This window comes from Nocardia uniformis NBRC 13702, from assembly GCF_001613345.1.
GTDB lineage: Bacteria > Actinomycetota > Actinomycetes > Mycobacteriales > Mycobacteriaceae > Nocardia > Nocardia uniformis.
In genome coordinates this window covers 153,866-175,854 of the sequence record NZ_BDCE01000067.1, presented here as the reverse complement: position 1 = coordinate 175,854, position 21,989 = coordinate 153,866, and the positions used below count along the sequence as shown (strand labels likewise).

At 67.0% G+C, this 21,989-nt stretch carries 20 protein-coding genes; 9 read left to right on the top strand and 11 right to left on the bottom strand.

The genetic code is table 11. From position 1 onward, the window contains the following. Window positions 1-2: 2 nt before the first annotated feature. Together NU1_RS25630 and NU1_RS25625 are read right to left on the bottom strand one after the other, a co-directional pair. Window positions 3-1,529 carry a serine/threonine-protein kinase gene (locus tag NU1_RS25630; RefSeq protein ID WP_067525021.1) on the bottom strand — a complete coding sequence of 509 codons (1,527 nt, stop codon included), beginning with the start codon at window positions 1,527-1,529 and terminating at the stop codon, window positions 3-5. A gap of 145 nt (window positions 1,530-1,674) precedes the next feature. Next, the gene (locus tag NU1_RS25625; protein ID WP_067525119.1) at window positions 1,675-2,532 is read right to left on the bottom strand and encodes a LysR family transcriptional regulator; all 858 of its coding nucleotides are present in this window, start codon (window positions 2,530-2,532) and stop codon (window positions 1,675-1,677) included. Between the two features lie 112 nt (window positions 2,533-2,644). On the opposite strand from NU1_RS25625, the gene NU1_RS25620 reads away from it, so the two are divergent. From NU1_RS25620 to NU1_RS25585, 8 genes are all read left to right on the top strand, one after another. After that, on the top strand, window positions 2,645-3,937 hold the full coding sequence (locus NU1_RS25620) for an NAD(P)/FAD-dependent oxidoreductase (RefSeq protein WP_067525019.1): 1,293 nt from the start codon (window positions 2,645-2,647) through the stop codon (window positions 3,935-3,937). A 295-nt stretch (window positions 3,938-4,232) separates the two neighbouring features. Next, on the top strand, window positions 4,233-4,856 hold the full coding sequence (locus tag NU1_RS25615; RefSeq protein WP_067525017.1) for a PadR family transcriptional regulator: 624 nt from the start codon (window positions 4,233-4,235) through the stop codon (window positions 4,854-4,856). 42 nt (window positions 4,857-4,898) lie between these two features. Further along, window positions 4,899-5,921, top strand: a complete 1,023-nt coding sequence (locus tag NU1_RS25610) for an ATP-binding cassette domain-containing protein (protein WP_067525015.1) — start codon at window positions 4,899-4,901, stop codon at window positions 5,919-5,921. Beyond that, window positions 5,918-6,667 (top strand): ABC transporter permease, encoded by a 750-nt coding sequence (locus tag NU1_RS25605; protein WP_067525013.1) that lies wholly within the window; start codon window positions 5,918-5,920, stop codon window positions 6,665-6,667. The genes NU1_RS25610 and NU1_RS25605 overlap by 4 nt, the downstream gene beginning before the upstream one ends. A gap of 224 nt (window positions 6,668-6,891) precedes the next feature. Next, entirely contained in the window at window positions 6,892-7,581 is a 690-nt protein-coding gene (locus NU1_RS25600) for an SDR family NAD(P)-dependent oxidoreductase (RefSeq protein ID WP_067525011.1), read from the top strand. Further along, entirely contained in the window at window positions 7,578-8,609 is a 1,032-nt protein-coding gene (locus tag NU1_RS25595; protein ID WP_067525009.1) for an S-adenosylmethionine:tRNA ribosyltransferase-isomerase, read from the top strand. Before NU1_RS25600 ends, NU1_RS25595 begins: the two co-directional genes overlap by 4 nt. A gap of 223 nt (window positions 8,610-8,832) precedes the next feature. Beyond that, on the top strand, window positions 8,833-9,708 hold the full coding sequence (locus tag NU1_RS25590) for a GNAT family N-acetyltransferase (RefSeq protein ID WP_084521800.1): 876 nt from the start codon (window positions 8,833-8,835) through the stop codon (window positions 9,706-9,708). Between the two features lie 6 nt (window positions 9,709-9,714). Beyond that, window positions 9,715-10,749, top strand: a complete 1,035-nt coding sequence (locus NU1_RS25585) for a lysophospholipid acyltransferase family protein (protein WP_245720304.1) — start codon at window positions 9,715-9,717, stop codon at window positions 10,747-10,749. A gap of 3 nt (window positions 10,750-10,752) precedes the next feature. On the opposite strand, the gene NU1_RS25580 is transcribed toward NU1_RS25585, so the two are convergent. After that, on the bottom strand, window positions 10,753-11,349 hold the full coding sequence (locus tag NU1_RS25580) for a TetR/AcrR family transcriptional regulator (RefSeq protein WP_067525005.1): 597 nt from the start codon (window positions 11,347-11,349) through the stop codon (window positions 10,753-10,755). Between the two features lie 90 nt (window positions 11,350-11,439). Here NU1_RS25580 and NU1_RS25575 point away from each other — a divergent pair, with 90 nt between their 5' ends. Continuing rightward, complete coding sequence (locus NU1_RS25575) at window positions 11,440-12,837, top strand: MFS transporter (protein ID WP_067525003.1); 1,398 nt, start codon at window positions 11,440-11,442, stop codon at window positions 12,835-12,837. A 145-nt stretch (window positions 12,838-12,982) separates the two neighbouring features. Here the strand turns inward: NU1_RS25575 and NU1_RS25570 are convergent, their stop codons facing one another. Genes NU1_RS25570 through NU1_RS25535 form a run of 8 tightly spaced genes read right to left on the bottom strand, consistent with a single transcriptional unit; the run spans window position 12,983 to window position 21,744 of the window. After that, entirely contained in the window at window positions 12,983-14,416 is a 1,434-nt protein-coding gene (locus NU1_RS25570) for an NADH-quinone oxidoreductase subunit N (protein ID WP_067525001.1), read from the bottom strand. A 1-nt stretch (window position 14,417) separates the two neighbouring features. Then, window positions 14,418-15,911: a complex I subunit 4 family protein gene (locus NU1_RS25565; RefSeq protein WP_067525115.1), complete on the bottom strand. Its 1,494-nt coding sequence runs from the start codon at window positions 15,909-15,911 to the stop codon at window positions 14,418-14,420. A 43-nt stretch (window positions 15,912-15,954) separates the two neighbouring features. Beyond that, window positions 15,955-17,955, bottom strand: a complete 2,001-nt coding sequence (locus NU1_RS25560) for an NADH-quinone oxidoreductase subunit 5 family protein (RefSeq protein ID WP_245720303.1) — start codon at window positions 17,953-17,955, stop codon at window positions 15,955-15,957. Window positions 17,956-17,971: 16 nt separating this feature from the next. Then, window positions 17,972-18,274, bottom strand: a complete 303-nt coding sequence (gene nuoK / locus NU1_RS25555; protein ID WP_067524997.1) for an NADH-quinone oxidoreductase subunit NuoK — start codon at window positions 18,272-18,274, stop codon at window positions 17,972-17,974. Beyond that, window positions 18,271-18,834 (bottom strand): NADH-quinone oxidoreductase subunit J family protein, encoded by a 564-nt coding sequence (locus NU1_RS25550; RefSeq protein ID WP_067524995.1) that lies wholly within the window; start codon window positions 18,832-18,834, stop codon window positions 18,271-18,273. Before NU1_RS25550 ends, nuoK begins: the two co-directional genes overlap by 4 nt. 18 nt (window positions 18,835-18,852) lie before the next feature. Then, window positions 18,853-19,776, bottom strand: a complete 924-nt coding sequence (locus tag NU1_RS25545; protein ID WP_067524993.1) for a complex I subunit 1 family protein — start codon at window positions 19,774-19,776, stop codon at window positions 18,853-18,855. Then, complete coding sequence (locus tag NU1_RS25540) at window positions 19,769-21,412, bottom strand: hypothetical protein (protein ID WP_067524990.1); 1,644 nt, start codon at window positions 21,410-21,412, stop codon at window positions 19,769-19,771. The genes NU1_RS25545 and NU1_RS25540 overlap by 8 nt, the downstream gene beginning before the upstream one ends. Further along, on the bottom strand, window positions 21,403-21,744 hold the full coding sequence (locus NU1_RS25535) for an NADH-quinone oxidoreductase subunit A (protein ID WP_157553011.1): 342 nt from the start codon (window positions 21,742-21,744) through the stop codon (window positions 21,403-21,405). Before NU1_RS25535 ends, NU1_RS25540 begins: the two co-directional genes overlap by 10 nt. Window positions 21,745-21,989: the final 245 nt, after the last annotated feature.

Below are 21,989 nucleotides of genomic sequence, written 5' to 3'. Positions count from 1 at the left end.
CTCTACTGATCGAGAGCGGTCTTCTTCCACCAGCCGACAACGTCCTGCTTGTCACTCGACGACTTCGGGCGCGCGTACATGAGGAAGGCAGCTTGGTGTTTCGTGTCGAGGAAGACCGTGACGATCGCCTCGCCCCAATACGAGGTCACCCGGTAGTTGGTGTAGGACCGGCCATTGTTGTCCTCGGTGAACTTCTTGTTCGGATCCAGCAGTGCCGTGACCGCCCGCACATCGGCGGACGAGTTGTAGGCGTAGAACCGGAAGGTCGGATCCTTGTAGTTCCCACCGGATTCGCATTCCCACTGGGCGGTCCACCTACCGAAATCCAACCCATCGTCGCTGTCGGTCGGGCGGTCCTTGGGCAGATAGCTCTTGCACGAGGCCGCGTTGTAGCCTTCCTTGCGACTCGTAGTGACCGGCACCATCTGCGGGAACGCCCGCCAGATCGAGGCGTGGTCGCCGGACGAGTGCTGCTCGGCGTCCGCACCGCTCCTCGCGAAGAGGATGCCGGACGCAATGGCGAGTGCGGTGACGAGTGCGGCAGCGATACCCGCGAACAGCCAGGTGCGCGAGCGGCCCTTTTCGACGGGCAATGGCGCGGGGTCGGCGGTACGGACGGTGGGGTCGGTGTGGGCGATTCGCGGCGCGGGGCCGGGTTCGTACATGGGCGCGGTCACCGTCGCGCCGCTGCCACCGCTATCGGACAATGCCTGCTGTGCCGCCCGCGCGAACTCCACGCACGAGTTGAACCGGTCCTGCGGCCTTTTCGCCATGGCTCTGGCCATCACTCGATCCAGTGCCGCGGGCAGATCCGGTCGCGCACTGCTCAATGATGGTGGCGCATCGTAGAGATGCCCCTGCATCACCACGGCCGGGTGCTCCGAGGCATACGGACCCGAGCCGGTGAGCAGGCGAAACAGGGTGCAGGCCAGCGAATACTGGTCGGCCCGAGCATCGAGCGTCTCGCCGGAAAGCTGCTCCGGCGAGGCGAATGCCAAAGTCGCCGTGAAGGTTCCGGTGCGCGTCAGATGTCCGGCGTCATCGCGGAGTCGAGCGATCCCGAAGTCGGTGAGCACCACACGCTCCGGCCTCCCGTTCGCCGGTCGCTCGAGCAGGATATTCGCCGGTTTGACATCGCGGTGCAGGACGCCGCAGCTGTGCGCGTAATCGAGGGCCCCGGCGACCTGGGCGATAATGTGCACCGCACGGGCCGGGGCCACCTCGCGTCCCGGAAGCGGCTCGGCGTCGGTGCCGTCCACATACTGCATCGAGATCCACAGCCGTTCGCCCTCCGCGCCGCGGTCGTAGATCGACACGATATTCGGATGATCCAGGCGCGCGACGAGATCGGCTTCCCGATCGAACCTGGCGCGGCTCTCGGCATCGGAGAACAGTTCCCGATTCAGGACTTTCAGTGCCGTCTTGCGCGGCAGCCGGGGATGTTGGGCGAGATAGACCGATCCCATTCCGCCGCGGCCCAGCTCGCGTTCGATGACAAAGTCGGCGAGGACCTCACCGCTGCGTAGCATTCCTGCACTCCCAACCTCTTCGAACCAGCCGGTCGGCGACTAACGCTCGCGACCGCGCCCGACAACTTATCGGACTCGTCGTCTTCTCCGGAGTCGCCGCGTGTTCGGCCGCGGTGCGAGATCCCCGAAGTCGGGTGGCTCAGGGTCAAGCACTGTGTAGCGCGGCCAGCAGCGTGGTGAGGATGGGGGAGCGTCGAATATCGGCCCGCACCACCGCCGACACCGGTACCCGCAGCGGCCCCCGCGCCAACCGGAGCGTCGCGATGCCCTCGGTCTGACTGTCGGCATACAGAATCGTCCACGCGTCGGGTCGATTGATGAGCTCCATGGTGGCGGTGTGGTCCGGCGGAATCGGAGGACCGTAGACCGGACCGCTCGGCAGATCGGCGAAGGCGCCGCGCACCACATTGTGCAGCAGCACCTGTTCCGATTCCGGCGGCAGCAGTAACGGGTAGGCGCTGAGTTCGGACAGGACCACATCCTGGCGTCCGGCCAGGGGGTGCGCGGTCGCGGTCGCGATGACGAGATCTTCCACCCAGAGCTTCTCCACCTCCAGTCCGGGCTGATCCACGCTGCCGCGAATCAGCGCCAGATCGCAGTCGCCGTCCGCGACCGCCTGGATGCGCTGGCGGAACGGCTTGATGACGAACTCGATTTCCGCGCCGGGATGCGCGGCGCGCGCTCCAGCTATCGCCGAGAGTGATCTTGTTGCGAAGGACATATTCGCTGCCAAGCGAATTCGCGGCCCGGAGGCCCGTACAGCTGCGCGAATGGCCGATTCCAGGCTCAGCATTTGTTTCGCAAGGGGAAGTAGCCGAGTGGTCGCGTCGGTGGGTACCACCGATCTTGTCGACCGTTCGAAGAGGGTTACGCCAAGATCCCGCTCGAGTCGAGCGATCTGATGACTGATCGCCGACTGTGAGATGAACGAGCGCGTCGCCGCCCGGCTGAAGCTGAGCTCCTCGCAGACGGCGACGAAGTAGGCCAGCTGTCGCAGCTCCACAGATGATCTCCATTCATGATCAACCAAGATAAGAGTCATCTCCATTATGCGCCCTGACCCCTGGAACATTCTCACTTCGAATCACGGTTAGTCATGAGAGAAGGGAGCTGTCATGCAGAACGTGCATTCGGGGATCGAAGCCACTGATGTCGTCATCGTCGGATCGGGCTTCGGTGGCCTCGCCGCCGCCAAGCAGTTGAATAAATCAGGAGTCGATTACGTCCTCATCTCAGCTACGCCGGAACATCTGTTCCAGCCGCTGCTCTATCAGGTAGCGACGGGTGTGCTGGCTTCGGATGAGATCGCGCCGCCGATTGAGAACATTATTCGGCACCACAAGCATGGTGAGGCCCGGCTCGGCAAGGTCGTCGCTATCGACGCCGAGGCCGCCGTACTGACCTACGAAACCCCGGAGGGGCCGCGCAAGATCCGCTACGGATCGCTCATCGCGGCGACCGGGGCCAATCAGTCCTATTTCGGGCGTGACGATTTCGCCGATAAGACCTTCTCGCTCAAGACCATCGATGATGCCAAGCGCCTGCGCGCCCAGATCGAGAGCGTCTTCGAACTGGCTCGCAATGCCGATGCCGAGACCCAGCAGCGGCTGCTGAGCTTCGTCGTCGTGGGTGCGGGCGCGACCGGCGTCGAGGTCGCGGGCCAGCTGAAGGAACTCTCGAAACGGCATTACCACCAGGAGGTTTCGGTCACCCTGGTCGAGGGTGCGGACGCGGTGCTGCCGCCCTTCGGTGGCGGACTGTCGGAGTATGCGAAGCAGTCGCTGACCCGCAGCGGTGTCGAGGTCATGCTCGATACCTTCGTGACCGATATCGAACTGGGCAAGGTGACGGTCAAGACCAAGGACGGCGTGGAGCGGCGGATTGCCGCCGAGACCGTGGTGTGGTCGGCCGGTGTGCAGGCGGGCGGCTTCGCCCAGCTGTTGGCCGAGGCCACCGGCTGCGAAACTGACCGCGCCGGACGACTATTGATCAATCCCGACCTCACCGTGGGCGGCCACGCCGATATCTACGCCATCGGCGATATGACCTCGCTCAACGGCTATCCGGGCCAGTCGCCGGTCGCCATGCAGGAGGGCCGCCACGCCGCCGACATCATTCGCCGCAGGATGCCGTCCGGCACCCCGTTCCAGTACTGGGACAAGGGCAGTATGGCGGTGATCAGCCGGTTCAGCGCGGTCACCAAGGTGAACGACAAGCTGAAGTTCACCGGAACCATCGCCTGGTTCGCCTGGTTGGCGGTGCACCTGTTCTACCTGGTCGGGTTCCGCAATCGCTTCGCCGCGGTGTTCTCGTGGCTGGTGGCGTTCATCGGCACCGGGCGGCCGGGCTTCGACGAGGTCGAGAAGACCACCGCGCCACGGCAAATGGAGCAACGCCGCGCCGCATGAGGTAGCAGTCGCACTCTCGGATCTCGTGCCCCTTCCAGCAGAGCTGGAAGGGGCACTGTCCTGTGCGGATGGGTGCGGCAGTGCCGGAAGGGGCGCTGTGCGTGCGCACGGGTGCGCTACTGCACCGGCGTGCCGGGTGGATCGGCGGCTGTACAGCGCTACGGGGCTCTAGGTGTGACGTCGTTTGCCGCCCCTCCGCAGGTTCGCGGTGTGATGCGGCGCAGGTTCGTGGCGCGGATGTCGCCGACGCCAGGGCGGGGCGACACCACGCGTTCGCTCTCAGTAACCTGCGGATATGGCTGTTCCCACCACTCGATTGCTAGTGCTCGCCGTAGTCCGGCTGCTACAACCGGTGCACGGTTACGACGTGCGTCGTGAATTGCTGTCCTGGCGCGCCGACGACTGGGCGCATACCAAACCCGGCTCCATCTACGGCGCGCTCAAGACCCTGGAGCGCGACGGGCTGATCGCGGTGGAGGGGGTGGATCAGGGCGCGGGGCGTCCGGAGCGCACCAGCTATCACCTGACTTCCGACGGCGAGAAGGAGTTCGGCGACCTCATGCGGGCGGTGCTGTTCTCGGCGGAACAGCCCAAGTACATCTATTACACGGCGGTGGCGCTGTTCCCGCACGTGCCGCGTTCCGATGTTATCGCCGCGCTGCGCAGTCGAATTCTGAAGTTCGAGGCCGAACTGGTGATCCTGGATCGAGAGGTGGAACGGGTGCTTGCGGGTAGCGGTGATCCTACGGAGGCGGAGCCGTACCAGGTGGCGGATGCGATGGGGTTGGCCGCGGCGCATGTGCGCGCGGATCTGGAGTGGGCGCGTAAGACATTGCAGCGCATCGAAAGTGGACAGCTCGACGTGTGGACGCCGGGGAAGAAAGGGGCATTGCCAGCCCGCCTAGTCAAGCCTGAATAATCAAGCTTGACTAACGAGTCGGTTGTTTCTACCGTGGGATGGGTGGAAACGACCGACTCGGTTCGCGTTCATCCCGCCGACTCGGTAATCCGGGCGCGCGGGCTGGCCCGAACGTTCACTACCAAATCCGGCCCGGTCGAAGCGGTTAAGGGAATCGACTTCGACGTCCATGCGGGCGAAATTCTCGGTCTGCTCGGCCCCAACGGCGCGGGTAAGACCACGACATTGCGCATGATCTCGACGTTGCTCGCACCCACTGCGGGCGAAGCGACCGTCGTGGGCGCGGACCTGCGCACCGAACCCCGCATCGTGCGCTCGCGTATCGGCTATGTGCCGCAGGGCGGTTCGACGGTCGACGAGCACATCGTCGAGGAAGAATTGGTGCTACAGGCCCGGCTTTTCGGTCTTTCCAAGGCCGAGGCGCGGCGCAGTGCTGCCGCGCTGTACGAGGCGTTGGGCCTGGAAGGGTTGGCAGGACGCACCTGCGGGCAGCTCTCGGGCGGGCAGCGTCGTCGCGTCGATATCGCACTCGGCCTGGTGCACCGGCCCACCCTCATCTACCTGGACGAACCGACCACCGGACTGGACCCGCAGAGCCGGGCCAATCTCTGGGAGCACATTCGGCGACTGCGCGGCGACGGCACCACCGTCGTCCTCACCACCCACTACCTGGAGGAAGCCGACGCCCTCTGCGACCGGATCCTGGTCATGGATCACGGCGGGATTGTCGCGATGGGTACGCCCGATGAGCTGAAGCGGCGTATCTCCGGCGATGTGATCAGCCTCGAAATCGAGGACAGCGACGCCGATCTCGCGCTTCAGGTCGCTGAATCGGTGTTGGACGTGCGGCAGGGTATACGGGCGGACGGCGACAGAACCGGCCGTACCGGAACGGCTCTGGTGCATCTGACCGTCGAACGCGGTGACGAGGCCGTGGTGCCGCTATTGCGCGCGCTCGACGAAAAAGACATCACCCCTGGGGCTCTCACCGTGAAGCGGCCCAGTCTCGACGATGTATTTCTCTCACTCACGGGACGTTCACTGCGGGAAGGAGCACAGTCATGACATCGCTGCGAGAGACCGGGCTGATCTTCTGGTCGCAGCTGCGGGGCAATCTACGCAACCCGGCGTGGGTGCTGATCGGGGTTTTCCAGCCGATCCTCTATCTGGTGCTGTTCGGGCCATTGGTGAAGGGCATCTCGCCGGGGGAGGACTCGTGGACGATCCTCACTCCGGCGCTGGTCATTCAGATCGGACTGTTCGGGTCCATGTTCGCGGGATTCGGTATAGTCGCCGAACTGCGGTCCGGGACTGTTGAGCGGCAACGGGTTACGCCCGCGTCACGCGCCGCGCTGCTGGTCGGGCGGGTGCTCAAGGATATGGTGGTGCTCGCCGCGCAGGCGCTCATTCTGGTGGGCGTTGCCACGCTGGCCTTCGGAGTGCGGCCGGACCCGGTGGGTTTGGTGCTTTCGGTCCTGCTCATCTCGGTAATGGCGGCAGGGCTGGCCTCGGCGTCCTATGCCCTGGGTATGTGGGCGCGTTCGGAGACGACGCTCGCGTCGGTGCTCAACTCCATTTCGGTGCCGCTCATGCTGCTGTCCGGAATCCTGCTGCCCATGAGTGTGGGCCCCGCCTGGTTGCAGAACATCGCGGCCGTGAATCCCTTCTCGCACACCGTTGATGCGGCGCGGGCGCTGTTCCGGGGTGATTTCGGGGCGAGTGAGGTGTATCTCGGGACCGCGCTCACAGTGGGTGTGGCGTTGGTACTCATGGTGATCGGCGCACGCAGCTTCGCCCGGGAGAATGCCTGAAGCGCCAGACCTGATTGCACCGCACTGTCGCCCAGGGCGAACTGCAACCACCGCGGCTGATCGATACGAATCGGGCCGCCCGCACAGGAAGTCGCGGGAGCTCGCGCAGATTACATGGAGAGCCGAGCGGTTCCGGTCCGCGTCCGAACCGCTGACCATCGGATTGTTCGCCTTCGGCGAAGAATCATTGACCTCGAGTTCAGTTGAGGTTTCACGATGGCGTTATGGGAGACAACAGCACAGCACTCATCACTGGAGCCTCGGCGGGGTTCGGGCGGGCGCTCGCGCTCGCCCTTTCCGCACAGGGGTGGCGGTTGATCATTACCGCGCGCGGGGCCGAGCGGCTCGAAGCCGTTCGAGCGGCGACGGGAGCCTATGCGGTGGTCGGGGATATCGCTGATCCAACGCATCGAGCACAACTCGTCGGCGCGGTCGAAGCGGCGGGGCGGCTCGATCTGGTGATCAACAATGCCAGTGCCCTTGGCCCGAGTCCGCTACCGCGTTTGGACCGGTATCCACTGGATGACCTGGCGGCAGTGTACGAGACCAATGTCATTGCGCCCCTGGCGGTATTGCAGGCGACATTGCCGCTGCTGCGTAGCTCCGAGGGGATCGCGGTGAATATCAGCTCGGATGCCGCTGTCGGCGCGTACGAGGGCTGGGGTGGGTACGGGTCGTCCAAAGCGGCCCTCGACCAGGTCACCGCGGTGCTCGCGGCCGAGAACCCCGAGCTGCGGATCTACAGCTTCGATCCCGGCGATATGCGTACCGAGATGCATCAGGCGGCCTTCCCGGGCGAGGAGATCTCCGATCGTCCGGAGCCGGAAACCGTTGTGCCCACGCTACTTCAGCTCATAGGCACGCGCCCTGACAGCGGGCGATACCTGGCCTCCGAGCTCGCGGTGCGGTCATGACCATCGCGATGGAGACGGTCGATTTCACACTGCCCACCGATCGTGCCGCCACCAGCCCGCCGGAGGCGCGGGGGCTGGAGCGCGACGAGGTTCGGCTCATGGTGTCCGACGGTGGGGTTCTCACCCACGCGAGATTTCACGAGCTGCCGAACTTCCTGCACCCCGGCGATCTGGTGGTGGTGAACAACTCGGCAATGCTGAAAGCGGCCGTGGACGCGATCTTCGGCTCCACTGGTGTACTGCACTTCGGCACCTGGCTCGAGGACGGCGGTTGGGTAGTCGAGCTGCGTGATCCGCATGGAACACCATGGTCGGGCGCACCGCTGGAATCGGGTGCGCGGGTGCGCCTTCCGGGTGGGATCAGCGCTGTCCTGCGCCGACCCTGGTTACCGGGTGCACGACGGCTCTGGGTCGCCGATGTGAGCGGCGACGTATGGCGGCTGCTGGTTCGGCACGGTCGACCGATCACCTATTCCTATGTCACACAGCGCTGGTCGGCGTCCTACTACCGGACCGTCTTCGCAAGTGAGCCCGGCAGCGCTGAAATGCCCAGTGCGGCACGTCCATTCACCGAGGGGCTGGTGACCGAACTGGTGAGCGCCGGGGTGGTGCTCGCGCCGATCACCCTGCACACCAATGTGTCCTCCCCGGAGTCACGGGAACCACCGAGCCCGGAGCGGCTCACAGTATCGGAATCGACTGCCCGCCTGGTGAATGCCACGCGTGCGGCGGGCGGACGGGTGGTCGCGGTGGGTACCACGGTCACCAGGGCGCTCGAATCCGCTGTCGGACCGGACGGACTCGTGCATCCGATATCGGGCTGGACGAAGTTGGTGCTCGGCACGGACCATCCGGCCCGGGTGGTGGACGGTCTCATTACCGGCTGGCATGAACCCGGAGCCTCGCACCTGCACCTCCTGGAGGCTGTCGCGGGCGCGGTCACCGTGCGTGAGGCGTACCGCGCGGCCCTCGACACCGGCTATCTATGGCACGAATTCGGTGACACCGCACTGCTCTTCGGCAGTTGAAGCCGGGGGTGGTCGAACGCGGCCCGCGACCGTGTCATACGCTGTCCTTCCTCGGCGAGCCATGCGCATCGTGCTTTCGGGAACGAGCAAAAGGCCTGGTAGGGAACGATTAGCGACGCATCGGTGAACTCCGCGTGTGGTCCAGGTCGCGTTCACCGGACTGGCATCGGCACGCCATCTCGCGGTCGCTCCGAGGCAGTGTGCGGCTGGCTTGATCATCACTATGACCACAAAGGCAGCGTCGACCTCCAGCCTGCTTACCGCTGGATCGAATCCCGCACTGCTCCCGTCCGCGTCATGTTCCACACCGGAACCGATCCGCTCCACCGGCCGCGCCCGCTACTCCCTGGTCGTCGAATCCGACGTCGCCCATCGTGAGGTGGCGCAGCGGCTGCGCTACCGGGTCTTCGCCAATGAGCCCGGGTTCACCATTACCGATGACGGCACCGGCCGCGATCACGACCGCTTCGATGAGCACTGCGATCACCTGCTGGTTCGCGACAATCTCACCGAGGAATTCGTCGGCTGCTACCGAATGCTGCCGCCGCACAAGGTAATCGCGGCAGGCGGCTACTACACCGCCACCGAATTCGATCTGGCGGGGCTCGATCCCACCGGACAGCGCATTGTCGAGATGGGCCGCGCGTGTGTCCTGCCCGAACATCGCAACGGCTCGGTGCTCAGCCTCATGTGGGCGGGCATCCTGCACTACATCGAACTCACCGGCTACGACTGGGTGATGGGTTGCGTGTCGGTGCCCATGCAACTGACGGCCGACGACCAGCCCGGCGTGAATGTGCGCGGTGTGCGCGATCTGTTGCTCGCCCGCCACGCCATCGAAGCGCCGCGATTCGTTCAGCCGTACCGCCCGGTCGTGGTGGGCGGTCGCACCCTCGACGATATCGAACCGCCCGCCCGGGCCAAGGTTCCGCCACTGCTCAACGGCTATCTGCGTCTCGGCGCGCAGATTTGCGGTGAACCCGCGCACGACCCGGAATTCGGCGTCGCCGACTTCGTGGCCCTGCTCGGCTTCTCCACTATCAACACCCGCTACCTGGACCGATTGCGCAGCGCCGCAGCCACTTTCGACGCCCGGTGAGTAACCATGATTTCAGCGCTCCTTTCCCCGGGCTCGGCACCCCTATCGTGCCCGCCCGCCGCCCCCGTGCACGCCTGGATGCCGTCGAGCCCCTGCGGGCCGGACTGCGTCGACGCACCCACTGAGGCCGGAACCCTCCGCGTCGCTGCCCGAGTCCTCTCCTTCGCGGCGGTACTCTCCACCTTCCCCGTCGCCTACCTGGCCGCTCCCCGCCGCTGGCGACCTGCGGTGAACCGCCGCTACGCCCGAACCCTGCTGTTCTGCTGCGGGATTCGGATTCGAGTGATCGACAACAGTGCCGCCGGTGCCGCGCCCGCGGACCCCGGCACCGGCCTGCTGGTCGTAGCCGACCACGTCGGCTGGACCGATATCGCGGTACTGGCGGCCGTACAGCCCATGGGATTCGTGGCCCGCGCCGACCTGATCGACTGGCCATTGCTTGGCGGTATCGCCCGCATGGTGCGCGTGCTCCCGATTGAACGCGAAAGCCTGCGCCGCCTGCCCGGCGTGGTCGATCAGCTGGCCGCCCGCCTGCGTTCCGGAGATCGCGTCGCCATCTTCCCCGAGGGCACCACCTGGTGCGGTCGCGCCCGCGGCCGCCTCCGCCCCGCCCTGTTCCAAGCCGCCGTCGATACCGGCACCCCCGTGCGGCCCATGCACCTGCGCTACCGCGACCGCGTCGGCAACCTGTCCACTATCCCCGGATTCATCGGCGCCGACACCCTCAGCGACTCCATCCGCCGCGTCCTGCGCTCACGCGGAGTCGTCGCCGAAGTAGTCCTGCGACCGCTGGAAATGCCCGGTACCGACCGCCATGACCTGGCCCGCCGCTGCGAGCGCGCCTTGAACGACGCCCACGCCGACCAGGATTTCGCGGCCTGGCCGGTCCATGCCCGCGAAGCGGGTGCGGGGCAGCTTCGTGAAGAACAGCCGAGTGTCCAGCCGGACCAGGTACTCGCGCCGAACGCGCATCCGGATCGGAATGCGGTTTTCAAGGGTGGTTCCCCGCACCGCCGAGTCGTTGGAGCAGTCCGAGTCTGAGCATTAGCGCTCGGGGTGATCACGTGGGGGCGCGAGGGTGGATTGCACTGTGGTCGTGACGATGTGGGCGGCGTCGTCGGCCGGCATGCGTCCGGCACGAACCTCGGCGGCAGCGCCGTTGAGGATGTAGTGGACGAGGTTCACCAGCCAGGTGATCGGTAGGTCGGTGCGGAAGACGCCTTCGCGCTGGCCGCGGCGAATGAGCCCTTCGACTCGTACCGCGTGGCCGGTGTGCAGTTCGCGGATGCGCTCCTCGGGCAGGGTTGCCTGGGCCGCTATCAGCAGTGCGGTGGATTCAGCCACGAGTGACCAGCTCGAGTCGAGCAGTTGGGTCAGGGCGTCGCGTGCGTTCCCGTTGAGGTCGACGTCCGCCAGGGTTTCATCACCGGATCGCAGGGCGTCGGTCAATGCGGCGTCGACCAGTTCGGCCCGGTTGGGGAAGTGGCCGTAGAGCGTCATCCGGCCGACCGCCGCCGCCTTGGCAATGTCATCGATGCTCGCATCCGGGTTGACGCTCAGGCTCTTTCGCGCCGCGGCGATTATGCGGGCAATGCTGCGTTCGGCGTCTGCGCGTCGGCGAGGACCGGTGGTTGGGGGCATGACAGTAGCTTAACTCGTACTGGAATATACGTGTTAGTCTTCAATCGATAACTCGTACTACTTCATACGAGTTGAGCTAGGAGGCTACTGATGACCGAACAGATATGGGCGGAGCCCAGCACCGCGCATCCCTTGCGCTGGCGAATCCTCGGCTTCCTGGGCGTCGCCCAGCTGATGTTGATCCTCGATATCACCGTGGTGGCAATCGCGCTGCCGCATATCGAGACCGATCTCGACCTGAGCCGTGCGGCACTGACCTGGACGATCAGCGCGTACACCCTGGTATTCGGCGGCCTGATACTGCTGGGTGGACGGGCCGCCGACCTGATCGGGGCCAAGCCGGTTGTGCTGACCGGGTTGACGATCTTCGCGGTGGCGTCGCTGGTAGCCGGACTTTCGGAATCGGCGGGCCTGCTGCTGGGCGGTCGCGTCGCCCAGGGTGTCGGCGCGGCGTTGCTATCACCGGCGGCTCTGTCCCTGGTCGTCGGCCTGTTCGCCGGTGATGAGCGGAACAGGGCGCTCGGCGTCTGGTCTGCGCTCGGTGGCGGCGGCGCGGCTCTCGGAGTGCTGCTGGGCGGGCTCCTCACCGCGGGCCCCGGATGGCCGTGGGTCTTCTACATCAATGTGCCCATCGCGTTGGTAATTGCTGTAGCTCTGGCCCGAATGCTGCCGCGACAGCAGGTCACCGGGCCCCGCACCCGGCTCGACGTGTTCGGCGCGTTGCTGGTCACCGCCTCGGCCGGCACGGTGATCTACGCACTGATCAATGCCGGAGACCACGGGTGGCGCACCGCCGCCACCGCGGGGCTGCTCGGGGTGGGCGCGCTCGGATACCTGGTATTCGTGCTGTGGGAGAAGACCACTCGGTCACCACTGCTGGATATCGGCCTGATCGTCCGCCGTCCGGTGGCCACCGGCACGTTCCTGATCCTGATGGCGACCGCGTTGATGATCGCGGTGTTCTTCCTCGGCACCTTCTACTTCCAGCAGAGCCAGGGCTACGGCGCGCTGCGGACCGGATTGCTGTTCCTTCCGGTGGCGCTGGCGACAATGCTGGGAGCCGACCTCACCGGCCGGGCGATAGCTCGGCTCGGGGCGCGAGCGCTCGGGGTGGCCGGACTGCTGGCTGCCGCGATTGGGCTGGCCATACCCGCCCTCTCGATGCGGCCCGCGACCGTGGTGGTGGGTGTGACGATCGCGGCCGCCGGGACCGGTGCCATGTTCGTCGTCGCCTCGGCAACCGCCCTCGGTCAGATCGCCCCGCACGAAGCGGGCATCGCCTCCGGAATCGTCAGCACCTTCCACGAATTCGGTGCCGCTCTCGGAGCAGCCGTCATTTCCAGTGTCGCGGCCGCCAGCCTCGCCGCGAACACACTCGACGGATTCACGAGCGGATTCACCGTCGCCGCTGTCGCCGCTGTCGCTGCTGCCGGTGCGGCCCTCGTCGCCGCCGTGCTCACTCCAGGACGACAGCCGCGCACCGCCTGACACATCCCGCCCCGGCGTCGGACCGCACCCGACGTCGGGGCGGGATGTGTGCGGTGGTCAGGTAGTGCGCGGATGTGCCGTTGCCCGCGAAGCGGGTACGGGCAGCTTCGTGAAGAACAGCCGAACGTCCAGCCGGACCAGGTACTCACCGGGCGACGAGCGGTCCCGCGAGCGCACTCATCATGGGTCCGGCGAGTACCCCGAGCATGACGGAGCCGATGGCGGCCGTATTCGCCGCGACGCGGGACGGCGCATCGGACCGGTCGAGTTCGTGTCCCGGCGGTCGGGGACGCAGTGCCGGAGCGATCCAGCGCAGGTAGTAGAAGACGCTCGCTACCGTATTGACCGCCGCCAGGACGACCAGCCAACCGAATCCGGCGTCGACAGTGGCGGTGAATACGCTGAGCTTGCCCACGAAGACACCGGTGGGCGGGGTGCCGATCAGACCCAGCAGGCAGACCACCAGGGCCAGCAGCAGTCCGGGCCGACGTCGTAGCAGCCCGGTGTAGTCGGTGACGGTGCGCAAACCCGGGAGAGCGCACACGACCGCGAACGCACCGAGATTGGTGACGGTGTAGGCGGCGAGATAGAACAGCACCGCGGGCACGGCTTGGTCAGCGCGGCCCACCGCCGTGACGCCCATGAGCAGGTAGCCGACCTGGCTGATGGTCGAGTAGGCCAGCAGCCTGCGCACGTCGGTCTGGAAGAAGGCGCCCAGATTGCCCAGCGTCATCGTGACGGCGGCGACCGCGGCGATCAGCACCCGCCAGTCCAGTGCGCTCGGCTCCAATACCATTGCGCACAAACGAATGATCGCGACCACGGCACCCAGTTTGGGCACGGTGGTGACCAGTGCGGCGACGGCCGGGCGGGTGCCCTGGGTGACATCGGGTACCCAGAAGTGCGCCGGTACCGCACCCGCCTTGAACAGCAGCCCGCCCAGTATCGCCACCGCGGCGAGTACCAGCGCCGCACGCGGGGCGTGCGGGAGTGCTGCTGCCGCAGCCGGATAGGCGGTGGCCCCGCCGACCCCGAACAGGACTGCCACACCGAACAGCATGGTGGTGCCGAACAGCGCGCCGAGCAGATAGTACTTGAGGGTGGCCTCGGTGCCGGGGGAGTCCTTCGCGAAACCGGTGAGGGCGTAGAGCGGGACGCTGGCGAGCAGGTACGCCGCGACCAGCACCAGGGCATCGGTGGCCCCGGCCAGCAGCACCGCTCCCAAACCGCTGATCAGCAGCAGGATCAGGAATTCTGATTCCCTTGGGCCGCTGTGTGTTTCCCCGAACGAGAGGACCAGCAGCAAGAGGAGTGCGGCGGCCACCGCGAGGCGCACGGTATTGGTGGCGGTGTCGATGCCGTAGCTGCCCTCGAGGATCGTCATGGCGTCTCGACCCCACACCGCGAGGGTGCTGGCCGCCACCCCCAGGCAGGCGAGGGCCGCGAGCCCACGCACCACCGACTGCCGATTGCGGGGGAGGAATGAGCCGAGCAGCAAGCCGAGCACGGCGGTGGCCGCGAGTATGCCCTCCGGGAGCAAGGCGATCAGGTCCTGGACCATGTGGTCGGTCGATTCCATCTCAGCGTTCCACCAGGACGCCCAGCGTTCGGGCCGCGGGTTCGATCACATCGAGCAGGACGCGCGGGAAGATGCCGAGGGCCAATGCGAAGGCCATCAGCGGCATGATCGAAATCGCTTCCGGCGCGGTGAGATCGGCGAACGAGCCGGCGCGGGGCGCGCCGAGGAACACTCGCTGGTACGCGCGCAGTAGCAGTGCGGCGGTGAGCAGAATTCCGGGAACGGCCAGTGCGGTATAGACCGGCGCCGAGGCGAAGGAGCCGGTGAAGATCTGGAATTCGGCAATGAAGCCGGAGAAGCCGGGCAGCCCGAGCGAGGCGAACGCCGCCATCGCGGTGACGGCGGCGAGAACCGGTGCCTGGGCGGCCAATCCGCCGAAGTGGTCCATCTCGTAGGTGTGGCGGCGTTCGTAGAGCACCCCCGCCACCAGGAACAACGCACCCGTGATCAGCCCGTGGCTGACCATCTGGGTGACCGCGCCGCTGACCGCGAGGGTGCGCGCCTGCTCACTATTGCCCGCGGCGAGCCCGGCCGCGCCCAGGGCGAGCGCGATATAGCCCATATGGTTGACCGACGTGTAGGCGACCATGCGCTTGAAGTTGTTCTGCGCCAGCGCCACCAGCGCGCCGTACAGCACACTGACCACGCCGATGATCACGATGACCAGTGCATAGCGGCGCCACGCTTCCGGAAGCATCGGCATGGCGATCCGGACGAAACCATAGGTGCCCAGCTTCAGCAGCACACCCGCGAGAATCGCCGATCCGGCGGCGGGTGCCTCGGTGTGGGCCAGCGGCAGCCAGGTGTGGAACGGCACGGTCGGCGTTTTGATCGCCAGGCCGATCCCGATCGCGGCGAGCGCCACCGCACCGCGAGCGGTATTGCCCGCCAACGGATTCTGCTCGATCAGCGCCACCATGTCGAAGGTGTGCGGTTGCGCGGACAGGTACAGCACGATGAACCCGAGCAGCATCGCCAGCGATCCGAGGAAGGTGTAGAGGAAGAATTGCAGGGCCGCCCGGCGGGCCTGCGTATGCCCCCACCCGTTGATCAGGAAATACATCCCGACAATGGACAGGTCGAAGAAGACGAAGAACAGCACCAGGTCCAGCGATACGAAGACACCGAGGCAGGTGGTCTCGAGAAAGAGGAACAGTGCCGCGAACCAGCGCACCCGCCGGGTCTCGCGCAGTGAGTACACCGCGCAGGCGAGGAACAGTACGGCGGTGAGCGCGATCAGCGGGAGGCTGAGTCCGTCGATCCCGATGTGGTAACTCGAACCCAGACTGGGGATCCACTCGCGGCGCACCTCCTCGGCAAAGGCACCGTCGGCCGCTGGTCCGCTGGTGTAGCGCACCCACAGCACGGCGACCAGCAGCACTTCGACGGCGCTCACCGCGACCCAGATCCAGCGGGCCGCCCGGTCGCCGATCCGGGGCGCGGCGATCAGGCCGACGGCCGCGAGCAGCGGCAGGAACACCAGAATGCTGAGCACACTCACCTCTCTTCTCGTGGTCGCTCTTCATGTGGTCGCGGAGTCATCGCAGCAGGAGCAGGACGACGGCGAGAACGGCGATGCCGATCGTCGCCTGGGCGTAGTACTGATGCACCAGACCCGTCTGGGGGCGGCGAGCCCACCGCCCGAGTTGACGAGTGGCGGCGGCAATGCCGCGTATCGTCGCGTCGATATCGTGTTCGGTGCGCCGGTCGGAGATTTCCGCCAGGGTGAGTACCGCGTGCGTGCCGGTGTCCACACCGGCATCCAGTACGTGGTCGTCGAAGTCGGCCAGTCGCCGGGCGAGGACCCGGGTGCCATGGGCGGTCCTGCCGACGCTCGTGTCGAGTGCGTGATCGTCGACATTCGCCAGTCGCCCGGCCAGGGCTCGTGTTCCGGTACCGGCGGTGTCCACACCCGCGCTCAGCACTCGGTCATCGAAGCGCGCGAGCGTCCGGGCGGTGGCGAGTACCGGTTTCACCAGTAGCCGTCGCGCGGCCGTTTCCAGGCCGAGCCATCCGGCCAGTACGGCGGGGGCGGGGAGGTCGCCGCGTCGGCGCACCAGGAGGGCGACCACGGAGACGGCCGTTACCGCTACGCCGCCGGATACGACGAGTTCGGACCAGCCCGGCGCCGGTGCGGAATCATGATCGAGAAGTGCGGCGAATCGGTCGTGCACCACGGGCAGCGCCATCCCACCCGCGGCCACGGTGAGTACGGCGAGCGCGACCAGCGGTATCGCCTGGGCGGAGTTCACGCTGCGGGTACCGGGTTCCTCACTGTCCCAGTGGCTTTCGGTGTCCGCCAGCGGTCGCAGCCACACCAGGGTGAGCGCCCGCCCCGCATACACCGCACTGAGCAGTGCCGCCGCGAATCCGGCCGCGTACAGCGCCACCGAACTGTCTCGGGCCGCGGTGAGGACGGCGTCCTTCGTCGGCCACAGGGCGAACGGCGGCACCCCGGCCAGCGCCAGCGCACCCACCGTGAACGCCACGCCCGCAAGGGGATACGACCGCGCGACGCCGCGTAGTCCGGCCAGACTCCTGGTGCCGAGCGCGGTGAGCCACGCACCCGCGGTCAGGAACAGCAGGCTCTTGGTCACCGCGTGCGCGACCAGGTGCCCGCTGCCCGCGGCCACGCCACCCACTCCCGCCGCCAGCACCATGAAACCCACCTGAGCCGAAGTCGACGCCGCCAGTAGCTGTTTGAGATCGCTCTGACATACCGCCACCGCGCCGAGTGCTATCGCCGTGCCCACGCCGATCCACGCGGTGGCGGTGGCCGCCCAGCCGGTCGCGTCGAGCAGGGGAGCCGAACGCAGCAGCAGGTAGGCGCCCGCCGCCACCATGGTCGCCGAATGCAGCAGGGCGGAAACAGGACTCGGGCCGACCATGGCGCGCGACAGCCAGAAGCTGAACGGCAATTGCGCCGATTTGCCGAGCGCGGCGAGCAGTACCCCGGCGGCGGCCACATGCAGCCACAGGCTGTCGAGGTCGGCCAGCGCGTCGAGCGCGAGGACGCCGGCACCGCCCGCCAGGGCAGCCCCGGCCGCGATATACAGGCCCAAATCGCAGGTGCGAGTGGTGAGGAAGGCCACCAGACCGGATTCGGTGCGCTCCGCCTCGCGCCAGCGGAAACCGATCAGCGCATAGGACGCGGCCCCCATCAGCTCCCATGCCATCAGCAGCGGGAGCAGCGACCGCGCGGTCACGGTGGCCAGCATGGCGGCGGCGAACAGCAGCATGAGGCCGTGGAAACGGGCGCGTGGCTCGTCGGAACCGAGGTCGCCCAGAGCGAAGATCAGGACCGCGACGACGATTACCGCGACGGCGACGATCAGTACCGCCGAAAGGCCATCGACGCCGAACGACACCGGGATTCCGGCCAGGAACGGTGCGGACACCGCAGGCCGTTCGGCGGCGTTCAGCACGGCGAGCACGGCGGTCGCCACCGCCGTGAGCAGTGCGATTCCGGGCGCGAATCGATCGACGCGGCGGCCGCCGAGCAGCAGTGCCACACCGGCGACGGCGGGTAGCGCGATCATCGGCCACAGCATGGGTTCAGCCCCGCAGATCGTCGGCCGAGTCGACCATATCGATATCGCGGGCGCGGAAGATCGCGGTGGTCACCGCGAACCCGGCCGCCATTTCGATCGCCATCGCGGTGACCGCGACGAGGACGAGTACCTGCGCATCGGCCGCGGGCCAGGCGAAGTACCAAAAGGCCGCCGCGGCAACAATTATCGCATTGATCATGAGTTCCAGCCCCATCATGATCATCACGATGGACTGCTGTGACAGCACGCCGTACAGGCCGACACTGAACAGCGCCGCGGCCAGCACCAGGAATTCGGGCAGATTCATCGGCCGACACCGCCGCGCGCCGGATCATCGGGTATGCGCCGGTCCAGCCGATCACCGTAGCGGTCGTAGCGGCCGCGATGGGTGGCCAGCACCACCGTCGCCACCATGGTGGTGAACAGTGCCAGCCCGAGAATCATCATGACGAGCATCTTCGGGCCCATCAGTGCCTCACCGAGGGAGACGGTCGGGTCGGGCGGCCGGGGTCGGCCCGATCGCGGCCAGTCGACGAGCAGCGCGACCGCGGACAGTGCGACGAACACCGCCGCCGAAATGCCCAGTGCCGCTTTCTGGTTGTGCACCATGCTCATGGGCATCAGCCCGGCCGGGTTCATCATGTACATGATCATGAAAACCACCATGATGACCATCTCCATGATCATCATCAGCACCACCAGGGCACCGAGGTAGGGCAGCCGCACCAGCAGCACCGTTCCCGCCGCGAACACAAATGACGCCAGCAGCGCGAAGGTCGCCCGCGCCATCGAATCCACCCGGAATACCGCGATACCGGTCCCGACCGCGCCGACCGCGCACAGCCAGAACAGCACCTGTGACCACACCGTCGACCACCTCCCGATTCACCGGACGACAACGAGCGAAACCACCAACGCCTGCAACAGAATCAGCGGCAGCAGCACGATCCAGGCGACTTCCGTATACCGCGACATCCGGATCGTCGGCCAGCGCCGCCCCAGCCAGATCAGCACGGCCAGCACCGCGAGGGTCTTGATCAGCAGCCACGACCACGCGGGCAGCAGCGGTCCCGCACCGCCGCCGAGGAAGAGCGGAACCGCCATTGCCGCGGCCGCCACGAACAGCACCCGTTGCCCGGCGGCCAGGACCAGGCGGTCGACACCCGACAGTTCCGCGGCCACGCCCCCGGCGATATCCGCACCCGTCGGGGCGTCGAATGGAGCGCGGAAGGCTATGGCGGGCACCGACAGCAGGTAGACCGCGAAGGCCACCGGCATGATCACGATGAACCATTGATCCTCCTGGGCGGCAACAATATCCGCGATTCGCAAAGATCCCGCGCCGAGCGCCGCCGTGGTCAGCGCCAACATATGCGGCAGCTCGTAGGCCAGCCCCTGGGCGATGAAACGGTAGCCCCCGACCAGGGCGAACGCGGAGTTCGAACCCCAACCGGCCAACCACACCGCCGCCCAGGCCACCACCTCGGCGGCGTTGAACCACACCACACCCACACCGGAATCCAGCACCACCTGCCCGCCGACCGGGATCAGGGCGGCGGCCAGTACCCCAGCGGTCAGCAATGCCACACCGGCACAGCGCCACAGCGGCACATCCGCACCGACCACCCGCCGGCGCTGCTGGAGGAGCAGTAGTGCGGCCGAGCGCAGTGGGGCGGTGGCGGCCACCGCCGTAGGTGAGCCAGCGGTGCGGGCGCGCAGTAGCGACTCGGTGATCTCCACACCGACCACGATCAGTAGCACCGCGCCCGGTAGGGCGAGGGCCATCCACCAGGGCGCCACCTCAACCACGCGGCATCACCACTGATTGCCGCAGCGCCGCCACATCCGGATCGAAACCGGCGACGAGCAGTCGGGCCTCCGCCAGCTCGACCCCGGCCAGCAGCTCGGGTAGCGCCGCGACGATCCATTCGTCGCGGGTTGCCTGGTCGCCGACGAATGTTCCAGGCCGTAAAGGACTTTCGTCGCGCAGTTCGCTGTCCCGGATATCGCTGACCATTCGCAGGAGGCGATCGTGGGTATCGCCCGCCAGCCCGGACGGGACGTTGTGGTGTGCGGCGACCCGGCCGATATCCCGCAGCGACCAGCGCAGTATCCGGGAGCTCGACACTCGGTGGGTCCAATGACGCAGCCGCCGTTCGGCATTCGCGTCCGGCCCGGTCCACAGCAATTCGTCCCGCAGTCGCCCCGCCGCTATCGACGCATCGTCCCAGCCGGTCAGCGCGAGCAGGGATGCGGCCGAATCCAGTCGTCGGGCAGCGAGCCATCGCCCGCCCTCGGCCACGGTGCTCGGTTCACCCCGATCCGCCCGCAGCCATGGACGCAGCCAGAACGATTCGGTTCCCGGTGGCGGCGGCAGCACCGAAACCGTTGCGCTGGTGATCAAGTCGCCCTGCAGCCGGGTGCGCACGATCAGCCCGGCGGGCCACCACGCGGTAATCGGGCCGAGCGTAACGGTGAGCACATCGAGCTCGAGCCCATCGCGATCCGCGGCCCGGTCGGCCATCGCCAGCCCACCGGGCAGCCCCATCGACGCCATGTCGTGCCCGCCGTGGCCGTGGCCGTCATGCTCGCTATGTCCGTCGTGGGTGCCATGCTCGCCATGCTCGCCATGCTCGCCATGCTCGCCATGCTCGCCGTGTTCATCGTGAGCGCCATGCCCGGCGTGGGTGTCGTGCCCGGCGTGGGTGTCGTGCTCGCCATGGCTGTGGGGTTCGCCGGGGTCGTGGTCGTCGTGTTCACCGTGTCCGGCCGGGGTGTCGGGTGCGCGGTAGGTGTTGTGTGCGTCGTGTCCGCTGTGACTGCTGTGGCTGTTGTGTTTGCTGTGGGGAGCGTGCTCGGTGTGTGCGCCGTGCCCGGGATGGGCGTCATGTCCGCCGGTTCGGCGGTCGCCGACCTGCTCACCGAGCTGTTGGTCAGAGGTTCGAGGCGTAACACCTCTCGTCATTCCGGCGTGCTTGTGGCCGGAATCCACACCCGGAAGTGCGTGCCACACGGTGCGGATCCCGGCCAAGAAGCGCGTCGCGATGCCGGTGCGCCTCGCCATGAAACGTGCGGTGCTTTCGGCACCACCCTCAGGTCTCTCGTGTTCGCCGGCGTCGCGACTCCCGCCAGGGCTGTCGCCGGTGCGCAGCCCCAGGGCCGCGTTCTCCAACAGGGCTGCGGCATTATCGGATTCGGCGATATCGACCCGCACGCACGGCGCCGGAAGTGCCGCGAGTACCTGCCGCACGTCCTCGTCGAACTCACCGCCCACCGGTGCGCCCGCGACCACCAGCAGATCCGCGGCGGCCGGGCTCGTCACCGGCCGCCAGCCTTTCTCCCGAACCGCGCGCTCGACGGCGAGCCGTACCGCGGTGCCGCCCGGCGCCGTCGCGATGAGCGGCGCCACCGCCACCCGGCCGCGTAGCCACGAGGTCACACCCATCGCAGTGCGCCTTCCTGCCAGGCGTAGAGCACGCCGACCATCAGCACCGCGAGGAAGCCGAACATCTCCACCACGGCCATGACGCCGATATCAGCGACGACCACCGCCCACGGGAACATGAAGACCATCTCCATATCGAAGGCCAGAAAGATCATCGTGATGGCGTACCAGCGCACGTGATAGCGCGAAACCGCGTGTTCCACCGCGGTTTTGCCGGAGAGGAAGGGCATGGTGTCCAGGTCCGGCGGGGCGGATCGCAGGATGCGCGCGGCCGAATACGCCGCCGCCAATGACGCGACGACGACGGCGGCCAGCACGAGAAGATTCGTCACCACCGACGATCACCTCCTGTACCCGGCGGCCTGGCGAGGACGCTACTACTCCGATACCGAATGAGCCGGGATCGTCGGCGGCCTGTTTCCGTTGGTCCTACCCGGTCGGCACAGTGGTCGAAACAATGGTCACCACAGGTGTGGCCGGAGCGCGGCGGCGTCTCGACGAGTACCCGCCATATCGCCGAATACTGCACAGTCCGCCCGCTCCCGGCGCGATTCGCCATAACCCGGCCCGCTCGTCG